The following is an 18,615-nucleotide window of genomic DNA, read 5'->3' on the forward strand; positions in this document are numbered from 1 at the left end:
AGACCATGGCGAGGCTGCACGTGGTGACCGGCAAGGGCGGCACCGGGAAGACGACCGTTGCGGCTGCCATGGCACTCGCGCTGGCCGAGCAGGGCAAGCGGATCCTGCTGGTCGAGGTGGAAGGCAGGCAAGGGCTTGCCCAGCTCTTCGACATCCCGCCACTGCCGTACGTCGAGACCCGGATCGCGCAAGGTCCGGGCGGCGGCGAGGTGTTCGCGCTGGCCGTCGACGCCGAGGCCGCGCTGCTGGAGTACCTGGACATGTACTACCACCTGGGCCGGGCCGGGAAGGCGCTCGACAAGGTGGGCGCGATCGACTTCGTCACCACGATCGCCCCGGGCCTGCGCGACGTACTGCTGACCGGCAAGGTCTACGAAGCGACCCGGCGGAAGGCGCACGGGCGGCTCGCGTACGACGCCGTCGTACTGGACGCACCGCCGACCGGGCGGATCGCACGGTTCCTGAACGTGAACCACGAGGTCGCGGATCTGGCCAAGGTCGGGCCGGTCCGCAACCAGGCGGACGCGATCATGGGCATGCTGCGCTCGGACGTGACCCGGATCCACCTGGTCACGTTGCTGGAGGAGATGCCGGTCCAGGAGACGCTGGACGCGGTCGAGCACCTGGAGGAGCTGGACCTGCGGATCGGTTCGATCGTCGTGAACATGGTCCGCAACAGCCCGCTCGACGACGAGTCGATCGCCCTTGCGGTGAAGGAGAAACTGCCCGCCGCCGAGATCTCCCGAGGGCTGCGCGCCGCCGGTGTCGCCGTGAGCAAAGGGCTGGTGGACACCCTGATCGCGGAGGCGCACGATCACGCCGTCCGGATCGGGCTGGAACGCGAGAACCGCGACCGAATAGATGCCCTCGGCAAGCAGGTGACCGAGCTGGCACTGCAGCCGGAGGGAATCGATAACGGCACCCTGATCGATCTGGCCGAGGAGTTTCGCGCGTGACCGACCTGGATCTGGACGCATTGATCGACGACCCGGGGACGCGCATCGTGGTCACCTGCGGCGCCGGTGGGGTCGGCAAGACGACCACGGCCGCGGCGCTGGGGTTGCGGGCCGCGGAACGCGGGCGGAAGGTCGTCGTACTGACGATCGACCCGGCCCGGCGGCTGGCGCAGTCGCTCGGGCTGACCGAACTGGACAACACCCCCCGCGAGGTGGCCGGCGTCCATCCGGCGAACGGTGGCCGGCTGGACGCGATGATGCTGGACATGAAGCGGACCTTCGACGAGGTCGTGATCGCCCACGCAACGCCGGAGAAGGCCGAGCAGATCCTCGCGAATCCCTTCTACGTCGCACTGTCGTCGTCGTTCGCGGGGACGCAGGAATACATGGCGATGGAGAAGCTCGGCCAGTTGCACAAGCAGGCGGAGCAGTCCGGCGACTGGGACCTGATCGTCGTCGACACCCCGCCGTCGCGGTCGGCGCTCGACTTCCTGGACGCACCGGAGCGGTTGGCCTCGCTGCTGGAGGGACGGTTCCTGCGGTTGCTGCTGGCACCTGCCCGCGGGCCGTTCCGGCTGATGTCGGCCGGGGTGAACATGGCCATGTCGGTGCTGAACAAGGTGCTCGGTGCGCAGGTGCTGACCGACGTACAGACGTTCGTTGCGGCGTTCGACACGTTGTTCGGCGGCTTTCGGCAGCGGGCCGAGCGGACCGTGGCGCTGCTGCGTGAGCCGCACACGGCGTTCCTGGTGGTCGCCGCTCCACAGAACGACGCGCTGCGGGAGGCGTCGTACTTCACCGAGCGGTTGCGCGAGGAGAGCATGCCGCTGGCCGGCGTGGTCCTGAACCGCGTGACCAACACCCACGTGCCGGATCTGTCGGCCGAGCGGTCACTGGGCGCGGCGGAGCGACTGGAGGAGGCGGACAAGTCGCCGCTGACCGCCGCCGTACTGCGGTTGCACGCCGACAGGATGCAGCAGGTCGTCGGGGACCACAAGCGGGCCGATCGGTTCCGCCGCGGTCACCGCGCGATCCCGACGGTGGAGGTCCCGGCCCTGGCCGACGACGTCCACGACCTCACCGGCCTGCGCCTCATCGGCGACCTTCTCACAGCCGTTTGAGGCTGCGGCTGTCAAGCTTCTGCACGCTCCTGCACAGGCGGCCCGAGTGGCACCGGACGGTCCTTAACCTGACCTCCGCGGCGCCATTCCCCAACCCTGTGGAGGTTCACCCGAACATGTCAGTACTTCGCCCAACCTCGCGACGGCTCCTGGCCGCCGCGACGCTGACAGCCGTCAGCATCGTGAGTACGACGACAGCCGGCGCCGCGCAACCATCGACGCCGGCTACCAGCGCTGTGGCTGCCGGCGGCGCGCACTTCACCGTGCTCGTCCCGCCCGGCGCTCCCCTGACCGCAGCCGAGACCGCGATCACCGCCAACGGCGGGACCATCGGTCAACGCTGGCCGCAGATCGGTGTGGTGTTCGCACGATCACCGCAGGCCGACTTCGCGATCAAGGTCCGGCAGGCGCCCGGCGTCGCCGGCGCCGGTGCGACCCGCGCGCTCAACGACCTCGCCGACGCCAAACGGACCACCGGCGGTCAGTTCCAGCGGGTACCTACTCAGATCCCGCTGAACCGCGCCGGTCGGTCGACGTCGGCGGGTGAGCCACTGGCCGCGAACCAGTGGAACATGAAGCTGATCCACGCCGACCAGGCCAACGAGGTCAACCCGGGCAGTCACAGCGTCCTGGTCGGCGTCCTCGACAGCGGAATCCAGGCGACCCACCCGGACCTCGCGCCGAACATCGACCGGGCCGCCTCGGCCGGCTGCGCGAACGAAGGCGTGCCGGACACGTCCGAGGCCGCGTGGACCGACGACTTCGGCCACGGGACGCACGTGGCCGGCATCGTCGCGGCCGCCAAGAACGGGATCGGCGTGGCAGGGGTCGCACCGAACGTGCGGGTCGCGTCGATCAAGGTCGGCGACGCGGACGGCTTCATCTACCCCGAGTTCGCGGTCTGCGGATATGTCTGGGCCGCGGACCACGGCGTGGACATCGCCACCGCGTCGTTCGCGGTGGACCCGTGGCTGCGGTGGTGCGCCACCGATCCCGATCAGAAGGCCGTCTCCGCCGTGATGCAGCGGGCGATCAGCTACGCGAACGGCAAGTCGGTCGTCGCGGTCGCCTCGCTGGGCAACGACAACTGGGACCTGGCGCACAACGTCGTCGACTCCTTCAGCCCGACCAACGGCCCTGCGCAGGTGCGGATCACCGGCAGCAACTGCAAGATCTTCCCGGCCGAGGCCACTGGCGTGAACGGCGTCAGCTCGGTGGGAGCATTCAAGGACCGCTACTACAACTCGAACTACGGAACGGGTAAGGCCGACATCACCGCCCCGGGTGGCGACCGGCTCTTCCAGATCCCGCAGACGCCGGACGCGGACGGCCGGGTGCTGTCGACCGTGCTGGACGGGTACGGCTACATGCAGGGCACCTCGATGTCCACTCCGCACGTCGCGGGCGTTCTCGCTCTGGTGAAGAGCAAGCACCCCGAGGTGTCTGGGCAGCAACTCTTCACTGCCGCCGTCCGCGCGGCGGAGATGCTGCCGTGTCCGCCGGGTGGGATCGACGACCCTGACGGTCAGGGCACGTACAAGGCCGTCTGTGAGGGCGGCGCCACCGGGTCCGGCTTCTACGGCGCCGGGCTGGTGAACGCACTCAACGTCGTCAGCTGATCACGTTCCGGGTCTGACGGTCCCGTTCTGCCGCCAGGCCTGGTTCACCGTGAGCGAACGCCGCCCCCACCGGGAATGACCTGGTGGGGGCAATGGTTGAGCCTGTCAGACTCAATCTTTCGTAAGGGTGTGACAGCGTGACCGATACGTTGAATCTTCCTGTTCTGCCGCTGGACGACGTCGTGGTCCTGCCGGGGATGGTCGTGCCGGTCCGACTGGCCGACCCGGAGGCACGGGCGGCGATCGACGCCGCGCAGGCCTCTGGCCAGGACCAGGTGCTGCTGGTACCGCGGCTGGACGGGAAATATGCCAAGGCCGGGACGCTCGGTGAGATCGAGCAGATCGGCCGGCTGCCGGGCGGTGCCCAGGCGGCCGTGATCCGCGGGACCTCGCGGGTCCTGATCGGCGCCGGGACCACCGGTCCGGGTGCCGCGCTGTGGGTAGGCGCAACCGAGCTGCACGAGATCACCGACTCCAGGTCGGCCGAGCTCGCCCGCGAGTACAAGACCCTGATGACCTCGGTGCTGCAGCGTCGCGGCGCCTACCAGGTCATCGACTCCGTGAAGCAGGTGAACGATCCCGCGGAGCTGTCCGACCTGGCCGGCTACGCGTCGTACCTGACCAACGAGCAGAAGTCCTGGCTGGTGGAGAACGCGAAGGTCTCCGAGCGGCTGGAGAAGCTGATCGGCTGGGTGAAGGACCACCTCGCCGAGCTCGAGGTCTCCGAGACGATCCAGAAGGACGTCCAGGAGGGCATGGAGAAGCAGCAGCGGGAGTTCCTGCTGCGCCAGCAGATGGCCGCGATCCGCAAGGAACTGGCCGAGCTGGACGGCAAGGCCGAGTCCGAGGAAGAGGACTACCGGGCCCGCGTCGAGGCTGCCGACCTGCCGGAGCACGTGCGCAAGGCCGCGCTCGCCGAGGTCGACAAGCTGGAGCGGACCGCGGAGCAGTCCCCCGAGGTCGGCTGGATCCGCACCTGGCTGGACACCGTTCTCGAACTGCCGTGGAACGAGCGGACCGAGGACAGCTACGACATCCGCGACGCGCGGGCCGTGCTGGACGCGGACCACTCCGGTCTGGACGACGTCAAGGAGCGCATCACCGAGTACCTGGCCGTACGGCGCCGCCGCGCGGACCGCGGCCTCGGTGTGGTCGGTGGACGCCGCAGTGGCGCCGTACTGGCCCTGGTCGGTCCGCCTGGTGTGGGTAAGACCTCGCTGGGTGAGTCCGTGGCGCGGGCGATGGGCCGCAAGTTCGTCCGGGTCGCGCTGGGCGGCGTACGGGACGAGGCCGAGATCCGCGGTCACCGGCGGACGTACGTCGGTGCGCTGCCGGGCCGGATCGTCCGGGCCATCACCGAGGCCGGGTCGATGAACCCGGTGGTGCTGCTGGACGAGATCGACAAGGTGGGTGCGGACTACCGGGGTGACCCGACGGCCGCTCTGCTGGAGGTCCTCGACCCGGCGCAGAACCACACCTTCCGGGACCACTACCTGGAGGTCGAGCTGGACCTGTCCGACGTGGTCTTCCTGGCCACGGCGAACGTGCTGGACTCCATCCCGGCGCCGCTGCTGGACCGGATGGAACTGGTGCAGCTGGACGGGTACACCGAGGACGAGAAGGTCGTCATCGCCCGTGACCACCTGCTCCCGCGTCAGCTGGAGCGGGCGGGCCTGACGGCGGACGAGGTGACCATCGAGGACTCGGCGCTGCGACTGCTGGCCGGCGAGTACACCCGTGAGGCCGGCGTACGGCAGCTGGAGCGTGGGATCTCCCGGGTCCTGCGCAAGGTGACGGCTCGGATGGCGCTCGGCGAGGACACTGGTGCGCTGACCATCGGCGCCGGCGACCTGAAGAGCTACCTGGGTTCGCCGAAGTTCACTCCGGAGTCCGTCGAGCGTACGGCGCTTCCGGGTGTGGCTACCGGGCTGGCGGTGACCGGTGCGGGCGGTGACGTGCTCTTCGTGGAGGCGTCGCTGGCCGACAAGGAGACCGGCCCGACCGGAGTCACGCTGACCGGACAGCTCGGTGACGTGATGAAGGAGTCGGCGCAGATCGCCCTGTCGTACCTGCGCTCGCACGGCGCGGAGCTGGGGCTGCCGGTCGGCGACCTGGCCGAGCGGAACGCCCACATCCACGTCCCGGCCGGTGCCGTCCCGAAGGACGGACCGTCGGCGGGTGTCACGATGACGACCGCACTGGCGTCGCTGCTGTCCGGGCGGCCGGTCCGCTCGGAGGTCGCGATGACCGGCGAGGTGTCACTGACCGGACGGGTCCTCCCGATCGGTGGGGTGAAGCAGAAGCTGCTCGCCGCGCACCGGGCCGGGCTGACCACGATCCTGATCCCGAAGCGGAACGAGCCGGACCTGGAAGACGTGCCGGAGTCCGTGCTCGCGGAGCTGACCGTCCACCCGGTCAGCGACGTCCGCGAGGTGCTCGACCTGGCCCTCGAACCGGCCCAGGTGGACGCACACCAGTACGCCGCCTGACCGACGTACGACCGGAGGGCCCGAGCGCTTCGCTCGGGCCCTCCTCCTTTTGGATGAAACCCTTTCCGACACGCCCGCAGGGCGTGATGGAACTCACAATCGCCCAGGTAACCCAACCAGGCGATCCCGTAGTCTCTATATCCATGCGCGTCAGGGAAAAGGGCGACCGGGGAGTCGTCCAATCTGTGGTTCTGTTCCTCGGGGTGAGCGTGCTGTCGGGGGCCTTGGCCGCCGGTCTTGCCATCCCGTTCGCCGGCCTGGCCGGATTCACCACCGAGAAGACCTCACAGACCCTGGAGGACCTGCCTCAGCAGTTCGACGAGGTCCCGCTGAAGCAGAAGAGCACCATCCTGGCCGCCGACGGTTCGCTGATCGCCACGCTGGCCGAGCAGAACCGGGTGCCGATCTCGCTCGACCAGGTCGCGCCGATCATGCAGAAGGCGATCGTCGCGATCGAGGACGACCGGTTCTACGAGCACGGGGCGCTGGACGCCAAGGGCACCCTACGCGCGCTGCTGCAGAACCAGTCCGAGGGCACGGTCCAGCAGGGTGGCTCCAGCATCACCCAGCAGTACGTGAAGATCAGCCTGGTCGAGAAGGCGAACACGCCCGCGGAGGTCGCGGCCGCCACGGCCGACACGTACCAGCGCAAGGTCGCCGAACTGCGGTACGCGGTCGCGGTCGAGAAGCAGTACTCGAAGAACGAGATCCTGGAGAAGTACCTCAACCTCGCGAACTTCGGCGATGGTGCCTGGGGCATCGAGGCCGCCTCGCTGCACTACTTCTCTGTGCACGCCTCCCAACTGACCCTGCCGCAGGCCGCGCTGCTGGCCGGCCTGGTGAAGAACCCGACCGGCTACGACCCGACGAACGACATGAAGCGCGCCAAGGACCGCCGCGACGTCGTACTGCGCCGGATGCTCGAGCTGAAGGTGATCTCGCTCGCCCAGGCGAACGCGGCGCTGAGGACCCCGGTGATCAACCCGGCCAAGGTCCGGCCGAACAAGCTCGGCTGCGCGAACGGCCCGTACCCGTTCTACTGCGAGTACGTCGTCTCCCAGCTCGAGGACAACAAGGCCTTCGGCAAGGACCGGACCACCGCGGCGAACTACCTGAAGACCGCCGGTCTCACCATCCGCACCTCGCTGGACCCGAAGATGCAGAAGGCCGCGCAGAAGTCGATCGACCAGCACACCAAGAAGGGTGACCAGGCGATCGCCGCGATCACCATCGTCGAGCCCGGCACCGGGCTGGTGAAGGCGATGGTGCAGAGCAAGCCGTACGGCAACAAGAAGGGCCAGACGTCGTACAACTACAACGTCGAGAAGTCCTACGCCGGCGGGTACGGCGGCTTCCAGAACGGTTCGACGATGAAGGCCTTCACGATCGCGGCCGCGATCCAGAAGGGCTTCCCGCTCACCTACAAGATCAACTCGCCCAACAGCCTCCCGCTGGGCGGCAAGAAGTGGACCACCTGCACCGGACACGTCACCGCCGAGCAGGGGTACACCCCGGGCAACTCGACCACGAACGTGGCGGATCCGACCATGATCCAGGCGGCGCAGAGGTCGACCAACACCTACTTCCTGCAGCTGTCCCAGCAGGTCGGACTGTGCCCGATCGCGACCATCGCGTCGAAGCTCGGCATGTACGACGCCCAGTCGGGTAACCCGCTCGGGCAGTACCCGTCGATGACACTGGGCGTCGGCTATGTGACCCCGCTGCAGCTGTCGAACGCGTACGCCGCCTTCGCGGCGCGGGGCATGTACTGCAAGCCGTGGCTGGTCACCTCGGCGAAGGACGCGTCCGGCAAGGCGATCAGCACGCCCGGCGCGGACTGCAAGCAGGTGCTGGCCCCGGAGGTCGCCGACGGCGTCAACGAGGTGCTGCACATGGTGATGGAGCCGGGTGGGACCGGCCAGCACCTGAAGTTCGGCCGGAGCGATCTGGCCGGCAAGACCGGAACGATCCAGGACGCCAAGGCCGTCTGGTACGCCGGTTACTCGTCCAAGCTCGCCTCCGCCGCCGTCGTGGCCGACGCGTCGCCGCCGTACAAGCGGCTGGTCGGCCAGACGCTGGACGGCACGGACATCCATGAGGCCTCCGGCTCAGGGACCGCGGGTCCGCTGTGGGAGACCGCCCTGCAGGGCGCGCTCCAGGGCCTCCCGACGACCCACTTCACCAAGCCGTCGGACAAGACCATGCGCGGGAACGTGAAGGACCTGCCGTTCGTGAACGGCATGAACCCGGACGACGCCGCGAACAAGCTGCGTCAGGCCGGCTTCGATGTCGAGATCGCCTCCGGCACGGTCAACTCCGAGGAGACCGCGGGCACCGTCGCCTACACCGACCCGCGGCAGCGCGACGGCGCGCCGGAGGGCTCGAAGGTGACGATCTTCGTCTCCAACGGCAGCAAGAAGAACGAGCCCGAGAACACTCAGAAACCCCCGAACACGACCAAACCCCCCGGCGGCCCGATCACGATCGACCCCAACTGCCCGCCGTGGAACCCGAAGTACCCGAACTGCGGCGGCGGAGGCCGCGGTCCCGGCTAGGCCCTAGCGCCGACGGCGTGCTCAGGCGCCGAGCTGGCGCTTCACCTCGGCGGAGACGACGGCGCCGTCGGCCTTGCCCTTGACCTTGGGCTGCAGGGCACCCATGACCTTGCCGATGCCGCGCGGGCCGAGCTCGGCCGCGCCGGTGGCGGCGACAGCCTCGGTGACCAGGGCAACGATCTCCTCCTGGCTGAGCTGCTCCGGCAGGTACTCGGCCAGGATGTCCGCCTCGGCCTGTTCCTTGTCGGCGAGCTCGGCGCGACCGGCCTCGCGGTACGCGACCACCGACTCGCGGCGCTTCTTCGCCTCCGAGCTCAGGACGTCGACGACCTCGGCGTCGGACAGCTCCCGGGCCTCCTTGCCGGCCACCTCCGCCTTGGTGATCGCCGTGAGCGCCATCCGCAGGGTCGACTTGCGGATCTCGTCGCGCGCCTTCAGGGCGGCGGTCATGTCGTCGTGCAGGCGCTGCTTCATACCGGAGTTGGACATGACCAGCATTGTGGCAGGCTGGTGGAATGAGTTTGCGCGGGCTTGCCACCACCACCCTCAAGGCCACGGCGGTCGTCGGCGCCGTGGGAGCGGCCTGCGTCGCGTACGCGGCCGCCGTCGAGGTGCGCTGGTTCACACTGCGCAGGGTCACAGTCCCGGTGCTCCCCGAGGGCTCGGAGCCGCTGAAGGTGCTGCACCTGTCCGACCTGCACCTGATGCCGGCCCAGGAGCGCAAGATCAACTGGGTCAACGACCTGGCGGCGCTCGAGCCCGACCTGATCGTGAACACCGGCGACAACATCTCTCATGAGGCCGCGGTGCGACCGCTGCTCCGGGCGTACGGCGACCTGCTCGACGTACCCGGGGTGTTCGTGTTCGGTTCCAACGACTACTGGAAGCCGCACTTCAAGAACCCGGGGAAGTACCTGCTGCCCGCGCACAAGCAGCGGCACAAGCCACACGGCCCGGACCTCCCGTACGAGGAGATGCGGCGTGCGTTCACCGGCGCCGGCTGGACCGACCTGAACAATGCGAGGGCGACGCTCAAGGTCAACGGCCTGCGGCTGGACTTCGCCGGCACCGACGACCCGCACATCAAGCGCGACCGATACGACGAGGTCGCGGGCGAGGTGGACCCGACGGCCGACCTGTCCATCGGCGTCACGCACGCGCCGTACCAGCGCGTGCTGAACGGGTTCGTCAGCGACGGTTATCCGCTGGTGCTGGCCGGCCACACCCACGGCGGACAACTGGCGGTGCCGCTGTACGGCGCGCTGGTGACCAACTGCGATCTGGACACGTCGCGGGTGAAGGGCCTGTCCACATGGGGCTCCGGCGGCCGTCAGGCGGCGCTGCACGTGTCCGCCGGGCTGGGTACGTCGCCGTACGCGCCGATCCGATTCGCATGCCGGCCGGAGGCGACGCTGCTGACTCTGGTGCCGCGGATAAACCCGATTTCGTCCCCACGGTCGGCGCATGTAAGCTAACGGCGACTTCGGGCTGTGGCGCAGCTTGGTAGCGCGCTTCGTTCGGGACGAAGAGGTCGCAGGTTCAAATCCTGTCAGCCCGACCACGTGGAAGAGGTCCCTCGTAGAGGGGCCTCTTCGCGTTTGAGGGGCACTCTTTCCGTTGTCAGTCTTCCGATGCTTCGGCGATCGACCGGGGCGGCCGCACCTTGACGAACTGCAGGTTGCCGGCAGGCATCATCCAGGTCATGACGTCGACCGCCAGCCGGCCGGCCAGCACCGCGGGATCGGCTTCCACGTGCGCGCGGGCGGTGGCAGCGTCCACCGACCAGATCGAGAAGCCGCGGTAGCGCTCGTCGTCCTGGTCGGTCAGCGGCCCGCGGGCCAGGATCAGCCCGCGCTCCTGCAGATCGGCGCCGTGCGCGAGGTGCCGGTCCTGCAGGGCAGCCGCCTCGTCGTCCGTCATCAGCGGCGCGTCCGGTCGCAACGTCAGCAGGGTCACGGTGTAGCGGTCGAATCCCATACGTCGAAACGTACGCTGAAAGACATGCAGCGAGTGGATCTGGGCGAAGTGGACTACGAGGTCGCCGCGAAGGAGATGCGCGACTGGGTCGAGGAGCGGGTGGAGGGTACGGCGGACGACAGGTTGTTCCTGCTCAGCCATCCGCCGGTGATCACCTACGGACCGCGGACGTCGCTGGACGACCTGCCCGCGGAGGCGGCCGCGATCCCGTCGGTGGCGGTCGATCGCGGCGGCTTCGCGACGTACCACGGGCCCGGGCAACTGGTCGGGTACCTGGTGATCGACCTCAACCAGCGTGGGCCGGTGGACATCGTGCGCTGGCTCGAGAACGGGCTGATCGAGGCGCTCGGCTCGCTCGGGTTCCCGCTGGTACGGCGGGAGACGCCGAAGGGCGCGAGCAGCCTGGTCGGCGTGTGGACCGAGGACCACCGCAAGCTCTGTTCGATCGGGATGCGGATCCGCCGGGGTGTGACCAGCCACGGGTTCTCGGTCAATGTGGATCCCGCCATGAACGTCTTTCACACATTCACGAGTTGCGGGCTGCACGACGTCACGATGGTCTCCCTGGCAGAGCTCGCGGCCGAGCGCGGCGTACCCACGCCGACCGACGCCGAGGTGCGGGATGCGATCGCCAAGTCCCTCGGCGCCGCCTGAAGACGGTCAGGTGGACGGTGCCGCGCGGATCGCGGCTGCGTACGGCGTACCGGTTGCAGCGGAATGCACCCGAGCAGATGGCAGGCCCGCAGCCCAGCGGTCGATGGCCGGGGGTACAGCCCGGCGGTCGATGGCGGGTTATTTGACGGCTGGCGGTTAACAACCCGCTATCGAGCCAATAACCAGCCAACGAGGCCCCGGTCTGCCAGGAGCAGGCGCCGCGCGGCCGGCGGCTCGCACAGGGATCGGCCAGCGATGGCCTACTCCCTGGGGGTGGGTGATCCCGATAACCTGCCGCAATGAGCTCCGAAGACGACGAGGACCGGTACGACGCCCCGCCGTTGCCGCCGCTGCTGATCGTGGCGGTCGTCGGGCTGCTGTGCGGGTTCGCGACCGTCGGGCTGGTGTGGCTGAGTGAGCGCGGCTGCGAACGGTTCCGCGACACCACGAACTGCGGCCCGCTGGGCTTCCCGCTGCTGGTGCTGATCGTGGTGGTGACCATCGTCCTCGGCGGTCTCGCCCTCAGCCGGCTCGCACTGCCGCATGCCCGGCTGATCGCCTTCCTCGGGGTCGCGTTCATGCTGATCCTCGTGATCGCGTTCCAGTCCGGGAACCTGTCGTCGCCGTGGACACTGGCCATCGTTCCGGCACTCACCACGATCACCTTCCTGCTCGCCAATCTCGTCGCCCGACTGCTGGAGCGTGCTGATGCCTGACCTGCCCGTCTACGACTGCCCGCGGACGCCGGCCGCGCCGAAACTCGACGGCACCCTGACCGATCCCGCCTGGGACGTCGCGCCGTGGACCACCGACTTCGTGCCGATCACCGGATCCGGCCCGGCGCCGCGCTACCAGTCCCGGGCCAAGCTGATGTACGACGACGAGTGCCTGTACGTCGGCGGGCTGCTCGAGGAGCCGCACGTGTGGTCGACGATGCGGGAGAAGAACACCAAGCTCTTCCACGAGAACAACTTCGAACTGTTCCTCGACCCGGACGGCGACGGGCAGAACTACTACGAGTTCGAGATCAACCCGCTCGGCACGATCTGGGAGCTGACCCTGCCGAAGCCGTACGTCGACGGCGGCGTACCGGTGGACCCGACGAACCTGCCCGGCCTGCGCACCGCGATCCACGTCGACGGCACGGTCAACGACCCGTCCGACACCGACACCGGGTGGTCGGTGGAGCTCGCCGTACCGTGGGCCGACCTGGCGTGGTACAACGCCGGCCGGGCGACCCCGCCGAACGCGGGCGACGAGTGGCGGATGAACCTGATGCGCTGCCAGTGGCCGCACGAGGTGGTCGACGGGGCGTACGTGAAGGGAACCGACCTGGAGTTCTGGGTCTGGTCACCGCAGTACGTCGAGGACATGCACCTCCCGGCGCACTGGGGAGTACTGCGCTTCTGACCCGGTGACGTGGGGTTACCACCCGCGAGGGACAATCACGTACGTGAACTCAGGGGGCTCAGGCGGTCTGCACAGCCTTGAGGCGGACCAGGTCGTCAGCGCGATCGAGCGCGCTTGCGAGAGCGACCTGCGCACCGCCCTCCGGCTGGTCGCCCGGTACTCGGCCTACTGGTGGTCGCGCGGGCTCCAGGACGAGGCCGCCGCGGCCGCGGAGCGGGTGCTCAGCATGCTCGGACGCAGCGTGCCGGTCGGGCTGGACGAGGAGTACCTGCTGGCTGTGCTGCACGGTGCTGCGTCGGCCGAGCAGGAGCAGTTGGAGCTGGCTCAGCAGATTGTGGCGGCGACGACCGGACCCTTCCGGTACTCCGTGACCGTCCTGCTGTGGTCACTGGTCTTCGGACCGTTCGAGTCGGCCAAGCTGGTCGAAGAGGTGCTGGAGCGAAACGAGGGCGGTGACGCCTGGGCGCGGGCCGCCGTCGAGCTCTGCCGTGGGTATCCGGGCCTGACGGCGGAGACTCCGGATGAGGCGGCTCAGGCGCTGCGGACGGCGCTCGGGCGGTTCCGGATGCTCGACGACGCTTGGGGGATGTTCCTGGCGGTCGGCGCGCTCCGGCAGACCGTGGACGAGCCTCTGGACCTGACCACCGAGTCTCTGGCTCTTGCGGAGCAGCTCGGCTTGGACGAGGAGGTCGGCGTACTGCTGTGTCAGCGCGGCGACCTCTATCGACGGCTCGGCAAGCTGGAAGACGCGCGGGACGACTACAGCCAGGCTCTGGACGTCAGTGAGCGTGCAGACCTCCCCGAGACCGCCGCCGCGGCCCGCATAGGCCTGGCCCGCACCGAGCGTCTGTGCGGCAACCTACCGGCCGCCCGAACCCACCTCTCGGCCGTGCTCCTGTTCCCGGAGCTGGAGGACGCCCACTTCGAGGCGGTGCACGAGCTCGCCGTACTGAACGCCTCCGAGGCATCCGCATAGCACCCGACCACATGTCCGGGTGGTACGGCGGCACATCTGTGGTCGCGGCCACATCGCGGGAGTCGTCCCCTGCTGGTTAGAGTCGGGAACGACCCAGCTCAGACATGCAACGGAGCAGCCTGATGGACAAGACGTACGACTCACCGCAGGCCGCGGTCGACGACATCGGCGACGGCGCGAGCCTCGCGGTCGGCGGCTTCGGGCTGTGCGGCAACCCGATGGAGCTGATCACCGCCCTGCACGACAAGGGGGTGAGCGGGCTCAGCGTGGTCTCGAACAACTGCGGCGTGGACGACTGGGGTCTGGGCATCCTGCTCGCGGACAAGCGGATCGCCAAGATGACATCGTCGTACGTCGGGGAGAACAAGGAGTTCGCCCGGCAGTTCCTGACCGGTGAGCTCGAGGTCGAGCTGACCCCGCAGGGCACCCTGGCCGAGAAGCTGCGGGCCGGTGGCTGCGGCATCGCCGCGTTCTTCACCCTGGCCGGGGTCGGCACCCAGGTCGCCGACGGCGGTCTGCCGCAGAAGTACAACCCCGACGGCTCGGTCGCGAAGGCCTCGGAGCCGAAGGAGACCCGCGAGATCGACGGTACGACGTACGTGCTGGAGGACTCGATCACCACCGACTTCGGGCTGGTGCACGCGCTGAAGGGCGACACCCACGGCAACCTGGTCTTCGACCGCAGCGCGCGCAACTTCAACCCGCTGGCCGCGATGGCCGGCCGGGTCACCATCGCCTCTGTCGAGGAGCTGGTCCAGCCTGGTGAGCTGGACCCGGACGAGATCCATCTGCCCGGTGTCTACGTCCAGCGGGTAGTTGCGGTCGGCAAGAACATCGAGAAGCGGATCGAGAAGCGCACCGTCCAACCCCGCGAGGCGTACGAGGCCGCGCGCGAGAAGCTGGAGGCCTGAGATGCCACTCACCCGTGAGCAGATGGCCGCCCGCGCCGCCTCCGAGCTCGAGGACGGCTCGTACGTGAACCTCGGCATCGGCCTGCCGACGCTGGTCCCGAACTACATCCCGGACGGCGTCACCGTCGTCCTGCAGAGCGAGAACGGCATCCTCGGCGTCGGCCCGTACCCGGTCGAGGGCGACGAGGACCCGGACCTGATCAACGCCGGCAAGGAGACCGTGACGACGCTGCCGGGCGCCTCGTTCTTCGACTCGTCGCTGTCGTTCGGGATGATCCGCGGCGGTGCGATCGACGCGGCCATCCTGGGCGCCATGCAGGTCTCGGCCAAGGGCGACCTGTCCAACTGGATGATCCCCGGCAAGATGGTCAAGGGCATGGGCGGTGCGATGGACCTGGTGCACGGCGCCAAGAAGGTGATCGTGCTGATGGAACACGTCGCCAAGGACGGCTCGCACAAGATCCTCGAGGAGTGCGACCTGCCCTACACCGGGCGTGGCGTGGTCAATCGGATCATCACCGACCTCGCCGTACTGGACATCACCGAGGACGGTCTGCGGCTGGTCGAGCTCGCCGACGGCGTCACCTTCGACGAACTCCAGGCCAAGACCGGCGCGCCGATCAAGCAATGAGTGTGTTCAGCTCCTGAAAGACACCTGTGATCGTGGGCGAAAGTCGGGTATACGGGACGGGTGGAGCTGGATGTGTTTGTGATCGGCGGGGTCGGGATCGACACGATCGTTCGCGTGCCCGGGCTGCCCCTGGACGACGTGGAGACGATCCACGTCGAGCCGGTCGAGACGTACGTCGGCCACACCGGTCACGGCGTCGCGCTCGGATGCCACCTGCTCGGGCTGCGGACCGGGCTCGCGGACGTGATCGGGGACGACGAAGAGGGCTACCGGATCCGCAAGCTGTACGACGACCTCCGGCTGCCACTGCACGTCGCGTTCCACCCCAGCGGCACCCGGCGTTCGGTCAACCTGGTCACCCCCGACGGCCGGCGCCTGGCGCTGTACGACGGACGGCACCCGGCTGGACTGCAGGTCGACCCGGACCTGTGGCGGACGAGCTGCGCCCAGGCCGAGCACGTCCACGTGTCGATCATGGACTTCGCCCGGCAGGCGCTGCCGGACGCGCTCGCCTGGGGCTGCTCGATCTCGACCGACCTGCACGACTGGGACGGCCGCAACGACTACCACAAGGATTTCGCCACCGCCGCGGACATCGTCTTCGTCTCGACCAGCGCGCTCACCCTGGACGCGGTGGACTGGATCCTCGCCAAGGGCCGCGCCCGGCTCGTGGTCGCGATGGCCGGGGCCGACGGCAGCTACCTGCACTTCACCGACAGGCCGCCACAGCACGTCCCGGCGGTCGAGCTCCCCGACCGGCCCGTCGTCGACACCAACGGCGCCGGCGACGCCTACGTCGCAGCGTTCCTGGCCCGCTGGCTCGACGGCGTCGGCTGGCACGACGCCGCCGTCGCCGGATCGATCGCGGGCGCCTGGGCCTGCGGCTCCCGCGGCACCCACACGGATCTGATCACGGCCGAGGAGCTAGCTGCTCGAAGTGGAGCGCTCGGATGAAACAGTCGCGCGGCTGAGCAACCGCGAACATCACGCAGTCGACCACTGATTGCGCGGTCAGGGTGGCGCCGGTCTCCCGGGGTCCGTCCTGGACGAAATCCGGTGGGAACAACGAGATCACCCGGATCCCCTCGGGCCGCAACCGCTCGGACAGGATCTCGGCGTACCCGGCCTGGGCGTGTTTCGCGGCGTAGTACGCCGCGTGGGCGGCCGAGCGATGCTGTCCGGGCTCCCCCGTGGCGGAGACCAGGTTGACGATGTCCGGGCGTTCGGAGGCTCGCAGCAGCGGCAGCATCCGCTCGGTGAGCAGCACGGTCCCGGTCGCCACCCCGGCGATCGTGTCGGCGATGTCGGCCGGGTTCGCGACTGCGCCCAGGTAGCGGGCACCGCTGTTCACCAGGATGTCGAGACGATCGATGCGGAGCGCATCGATCGACGTCAGGTCGGCGAGGTCGAGTACGGCGGAGGTCGCCGTACCACCGGCGGCGCGGATCAGGTCGACGGTCTCGTCCGCCGCGGCCTTGGTCCGGGCGGTGGCGAGTACCTCAGCCCCGGCCGCCGCGAAAGCGAGAGCGAGCTTCCGGCCGGTGTCGCGGCCGGCTCCGGTGACGAGAACGTGCTGTCCGGTGAAAGTCATGCGCCGGATGCAACCACCTCAAGCCGACTGGAGGTCAACCGCCCACAACGCTCAGGTTGCGCGTCGTCCCCCGAACCGCCGTGTTCCAGGCGGAGTACAGGCGACGGGCTGAGCCTCCGATGGGACCGACGGCGGCGAAGACGGCGCCCCGGCTCGCCGGGCGCGCGTTCTCGACGGCGTCCTCGGCCTGCTCCGGACTGTCGATCGTCGACGAGCAGACGTCGAGTTGGGCCCGATCCGCTCGCTTGCCCCCATCCCGACCCGCACACGCTCGTGGGTCAACCCACCTCAGCCCGGGTTGGCCAAGCGCACACGGCTGGCCAACCCACACGCTCGTGGGTCAACCCACCTCAGCCCGGGTTGGCCAAGCGCACACGGCTGGCCAACCCACACGCTCGTGGGTCAACCCACCTCAGCCCGGGTTGGCCAAGCGCACACGGCTGGCCAACCCACACGCTCGTGGGTCAACCCACCAGAGCGGGCGGCGGCGGGGCGTGCGACGGAGGGCGTGCTCGGGAAGCGACGCCGACGCGTTCGTGGTCAGCCTCGGCGGCTGGCGAGCTCGGCGTACGCCTCGACCAGGTGGGCGGAGTCGGACTCCCAGTTGAGGTCTGCGGCTGCTGTGCGGACTCCGTCGGCGTACGTCGCGTAGTTCTCGATCAAGGCGCGGACGGCGGTGGTGAGGGAGGCCGGATTGCCCGGTTCGTAGAGGGTGCCGAGTTTGTGGGCCGTGACCACGGCGCGCATTTCGGGGAGGTCGGCGGCTACCACGGGAACACCCGCCCGGACCGCGTGGAAGAGCTTGTTCGGCAGGGCGAGGCGGTGGTTCTCGCAGGTGTTGGTGAGGGTGACCAGCGAGATGCCGTACGACCGGAGCGTGTCGTCGACCTCGTCGATCGAGCGTTCCGCCACGGTCTCCACCGGCCCGAGATCCAGGCGGTAGTTGGGATCCACCGACCCCATCAGCACGGTCCGGAACGGCGCCAACTGACGCGCGGCAGCCACCACGGTCGGCAGATCACGACCTGCACCGATGCGACCGGCGTACAGCAAACCCTCCGGCGCGTCCGACGGCGGCGGTACGTCGTCCGCCCGCGGGAAGGTGTTCCGTACGACGCGGACGTCGCTCAACCCACGTTCGCGCAACCGGGCTGCGATCCCGTCCGACACGGTGATGACGAAGGACGCCTTACCAGCAAGGGAAACCTCGAGCTTCCGCCTCCGCGCCCGCCACAACGGCGTCGGCCGCCCGGGCAACGCGCGATCGAACCACAGCTCATGTGTGTCGTACACCAGCTTGGCCGACCACTTCCCGGCGCACTCGGCGGCGAGCTCGAGGGTGTTGAAGTCGTGCGCGTGCACGACCTCGAACGGACCCGCCGCGGCCACTCGCGGGGCCGCGGCGGTACGCCACTGCCTCTCGGTCCGATTGCGGTGCTCCGGCAGCAGCAACCACCGGCCGAACCGCTGGACCAGGACCTTCGGCCCGTTCCGGCCGTGGCCGACCGCGAGGCCGCCGTTGCCGGCCCGCAGTCCGGCCGAGCGGGAGACTGACTCGACCGTGACGCCCGGCCCGACCTCGCTGTGTTGTTCTTCCAGCCAGGCATTGGGTACGTCGCGGCCGATGATGTGGATCGTGTGCCCCGCGCCGGCCAGCGCGGTCGCCTCCCGCAGGATGCGCGAGTCGCCGGCGATCGGGGACTGCGCGATCATCAGAACCCGCAT

General features: G+C 69.0%; 17 protein-coding genes and 1 tRNA gene. 14 read left to right on the forward strand and 4 right to left on the reverse strand.

Going from position 1 to position 18,615, the window contains the following annotated elements; genetic code table 11:
- Nucleotides 1-5 precede the first annotated feature (5 nt).
- From OG817_RS35035 to OG817_RS35055, 5 genes are all read left to right on the forward strand, one after another.
- Nucleotides 6-956, forward strand: coding sequence for an ArsA-related P-loop ATPase (locus OG817_RS35035; protein WP_406049103.1), 951 nt, complete (start codon nt 6-8; stop codon nt 954-956).
- On the forward strand, nt 953-2,077 hold the full coding sequence (locus OG817_RS35040; RefSeq protein ID WP_406049104.1) for an ArsA family ATPase: 1,125 nt from the start codon (nt 953-955) through the stop codon (nt 2,075-2,077). Before OG817_RS35035 ends, OG817_RS35040 begins: the two co-directional genes overlap by 4 nt.
- 116 nt (nt 2,078-2,193) lie before the next feature.
- Nucleotides 2,194-3,696: a S8 family peptidase gene (locus OG817_RS35045; RefSeq protein WP_406049105.1), complete on the forward strand. Its 1,503-nt coding sequence runs from the start codon at nt 2,194-2,196 to the stop codon at nt 3,694-3,696.
- Between the two features lie 137 nt (nt 3,697-3,833).
- Nucleotides 3,834-6,185, forward strand: coding sequence for an endopeptidase La (lon, locus tag OG817_RS35050; RefSeq protein ID WP_406049107.1), 2,352 nt, complete (start codon nt 3,834-3,836; stop codon nt 6,183-6,185).
- 143 nt (nt 6,186-6,328) lie between these two features.
- Entirely contained in the window at nt 6,329-8,740 is a 2,412-nt protein-coding gene (locus OG817_RS35055; RefSeq protein WP_406049108.1) for a penicillin-binding protein, read from the forward strand.
- 21 nt (nt 8,741-8,761) lie between these two features.
- Here OG817_RS35055 and OG817_RS35060 read toward each other — a convergent pair whose 3' ends face one another.
- A complete protein-coding gene (locus OG817_RS35060) occupies nt 8,762-9,229 on the reverse strand; it encodes a GatB/YqeY domain-containing protein (RefSeq protein ID WP_360442767.1) in 468 nt (155 codons plus the stop codon).
- A 32-nt stretch (nt 9,230-9,261) separates the two neighbouring features.
- Here OG817_RS35060 and OG817_RS35065 point away from each other — a divergent pair, with 32 nt between their 5' ends.
- Together OG817_RS35065 and OG817_RS35070 are read left to right on the forward strand one after the other, a co-directional pair.
- On the forward strand, nt 9,262-10,215 hold the full coding sequence (locus OG817_RS35065) for a metallophosphoesterase (protein WP_406057580.1): 954 nt from the start codon (nt 9,262-9,264) through the stop codon (nt 10,213-10,215).
- Between the two features lie 9 nt (nt 10,216-10,224).
- Nucleotides 10,225-10,301, forward strand: a tRNA-Pro gene (locus OG817_RS35070).
- 59 nt (nt 10,302-10,360) lie between these two features.
- Here the strand turns inward: OG817_RS35070 and OG817_RS35075 are convergent.
- A complete protein-coding gene (locus OG817_RS35075; RefSeq protein ID WP_406049109.1) occupies nt 10,361-10,717 on the reverse strand; it encodes a YciI family protein in 357 nt (118 codons plus the stop codon).
- A 24-nt stretch (nt 10,718-10,741) separates the two neighbouring features.
- Between OG817_RS35075 and lipB the strand changes: the two genes are divergently transcribed.
- The 7 genes from lipB to OG817_RS35110 all read left to right on the forward strand — a co-directional run bounded on the left by lipB (nt 10,742) and on the right by OG817_RS35110 (nt 16,253).
- A complete protein-coding gene (lipB, locus tag OG817_RS35080; RefSeq protein ID WP_406049110.1) occupies nt 10,742-11,371 on the forward strand; it encodes a lipoyl(octanoyl) transferase LipB in 630 nt (209 codons plus the stop codon).
- Nucleotides 11,372-11,670: 299 nt separating this feature from the next.
- Entirely contained in the window at nt 11,671-12,087 is a 417-nt protein-coding gene (locus OG817_RS35085; protein ID WP_406049112.1) for a hypothetical protein, read from the forward strand.
- Nucleotides 12,080-12,781: a carbohydrate-binding family 9-like protein gene (locus tag OG817_RS35090; RefSeq protein WP_406049113.1), complete on the forward strand. Its 702-nt coding sequence runs from the start codon at nt 12,080-12,082 to the stop codon at nt 12,779-12,781. Before OG817_RS35085 ends, OG817_RS35090 begins: the two co-directional genes overlap by 8 nt.
- A 43-nt stretch (nt 12,782-12,824) precedes the next feature.
- Nucleotides 12,825-13,757 carry a tetratricopeptide repeat protein gene (locus OG817_RS35095; RefSeq protein WP_406049114.1) on the forward strand — a complete coding sequence of 311 codons (933 nt, stop codon included), beginning with the start codon at nt 12,825-12,827 and terminating at the stop codon, nt 13,755-13,757.
- A gap of 122 nt (nt 13,758-13,879) precedes the next feature.
- Nucleotides 13,880-14,668 carry a CoA transferase subunit A gene (locus OG817_RS35100; RefSeq protein ID WP_396390963.1) on the forward strand — a complete coding sequence of 263 codons (789 nt, stop codon included), beginning with the start codon at nt 13,880-13,882 and terminating at the stop codon, nt 14,666-14,668.
- Between the two features lies 1 nt (nt 14,669).
- On the forward strand, nt 14,670-15,299 hold the full coding sequence (locus tag OG817_RS35105; RefSeq protein ID WP_131361416.1) for a CoA transferase subunit B: 630 nt from the start codon (nt 14,670-14,672) through the stop codon (nt 15,297-15,299).
- Nucleotides 15,300-15,359: 60 nt separating this feature from the next.
- Nucleotides 15,360-16,253, forward strand: a complete 894-nt coding sequence (locus tag OG817_RS35110; RefSeq protein ID WP_406049116.1) for a carbohydrate kinase family protein — start codon at nt 15,360-15,362, stop codon at nt 16,251-16,253.
- On the opposite strand, the gene OG817_RS35115 is transcribed toward OG817_RS35110, so the two are convergent.
- Together OG817_RS35115 and OG817_RS35120 are read right to left on the reverse strand one after the other, a co-directional pair.
- Nucleotides 16,210-16,890: an SDR family NAD(P)-dependent oxidoreductase gene (locus tag OG817_RS35115; RefSeq protein WP_406049118.1), complete on the reverse strand. Its 681-nt coding sequence runs from the start codon at nt 16,888-16,890 to the stop codon at nt 16,210-16,212. The genes OG817_RS35110 and OG817_RS35115 overlap by 44 nt on opposite strands.
- Nucleotides 16,891-17,430: 540 nt before the next feature.
- Nucleotides 17,431-18,615, reverse strand: a complete 1,185-nt coding sequence (locus OG817_RS35120; RefSeq protein ID WP_406049119.1) for a glycosyltransferase — start codon at nt 18,613-18,615, stop codon at nt 17,431-17,433.

It is taken from the genome of Kribbella sp. NBC_00889 (assembly GCF_045207705.1).
Taxonomy (GTDB): Bacteria; Actinomycetota; Actinomycetes; order Propionibacteriales; family Kribbellaceae; genus Kribbella.

Excerpts from the sequence above, each read along its gene's own strand:
- OG817_RS35035 (WP_406049103.1), top strand. The coding sequence starts at position 6 with ATGGCGAGGCTGCACGTGGTGACCGGCAAGGGCGGCACCGGGAAGACG.
- OG817_RS35045 (WP_406049105.1), top strand. The coding sequence starts at position 2,194 with ATGTCAGTACTTCGCCCAACCTCGCGACGGCTCCTGGCCGCCGCGACG.
- OG817_RS35055 (WP_406049108.1), top strand. The coding sequence starts at position 6,329 with ATGCGCGTCAGGGAAAAGGGCGACCGGGGAGTCGTCCAATCTGTGGTT.
- OG817_RS35060 (WP_360442767.1), bottom strand. The coding sequence starts at position 9,229 with ATGTCCAACTCCGGTATGAAGCAGCGCCTGCACGACGACATGACCGCC.
- OG817_RS35075 (WP_406049109.1), bottom strand. The coding sequence starts at position 10,717 with ATGGGATTCGACCGCTACACCGTGACCCTGCTGACGTTGCGACCGGAC.
- lipB (WP_406049110.1), top strand. The coding sequence starts at position 10,742 with ATGCAGCGAGTGGATCTGGGCGAAGTGGACTACGAGGTCGCCGCGAAG.
- OG817_RS35085 (WP_406049112.1), top strand. The coding sequence starts at position 11,671 with ATGAGCTCCGAAGACGACGAGGACCGGTACGACGCCCCGCCGTTGCCG.
- OG817_RS35090 (WP_406049113.1), top strand. The coding sequence starts at position 12,080 with ATGCCTGACCTGCCCGTCTACGACTGCCCGCGGACGCCGGCCGCGCCG.
- OG817_RS35100 (WP_396390963.1), top strand. The coding sequence starts at position 13,880 with ATGGACAAGACGTACGACTCACCGCAGGCCGCGGTCGACGACATCGGC.
- OG817_RS35105 (WP_131361416.1), top strand. The coding sequence starts at position 14,670 with ATGCCACTCACCCGTGAGCAGATGGCCGCCCGCGCCGCCTCCGAGCTC.
- OG817_RS35115 (WP_406049118.1), bottom strand. The coding sequence starts at position 16,890 with ATGACTTTCACCGGACAGCACGTTCTCGTCACCGGAGCCGGCCGCGAC.
- OG817_RS35120 (WP_406049119.1), bottom strand. The coding sequence starts at position 18,615 with ATGCGGGTTCTGATGATCGCGCAGTCCCCGATCGCCGGCGACTCGCGC.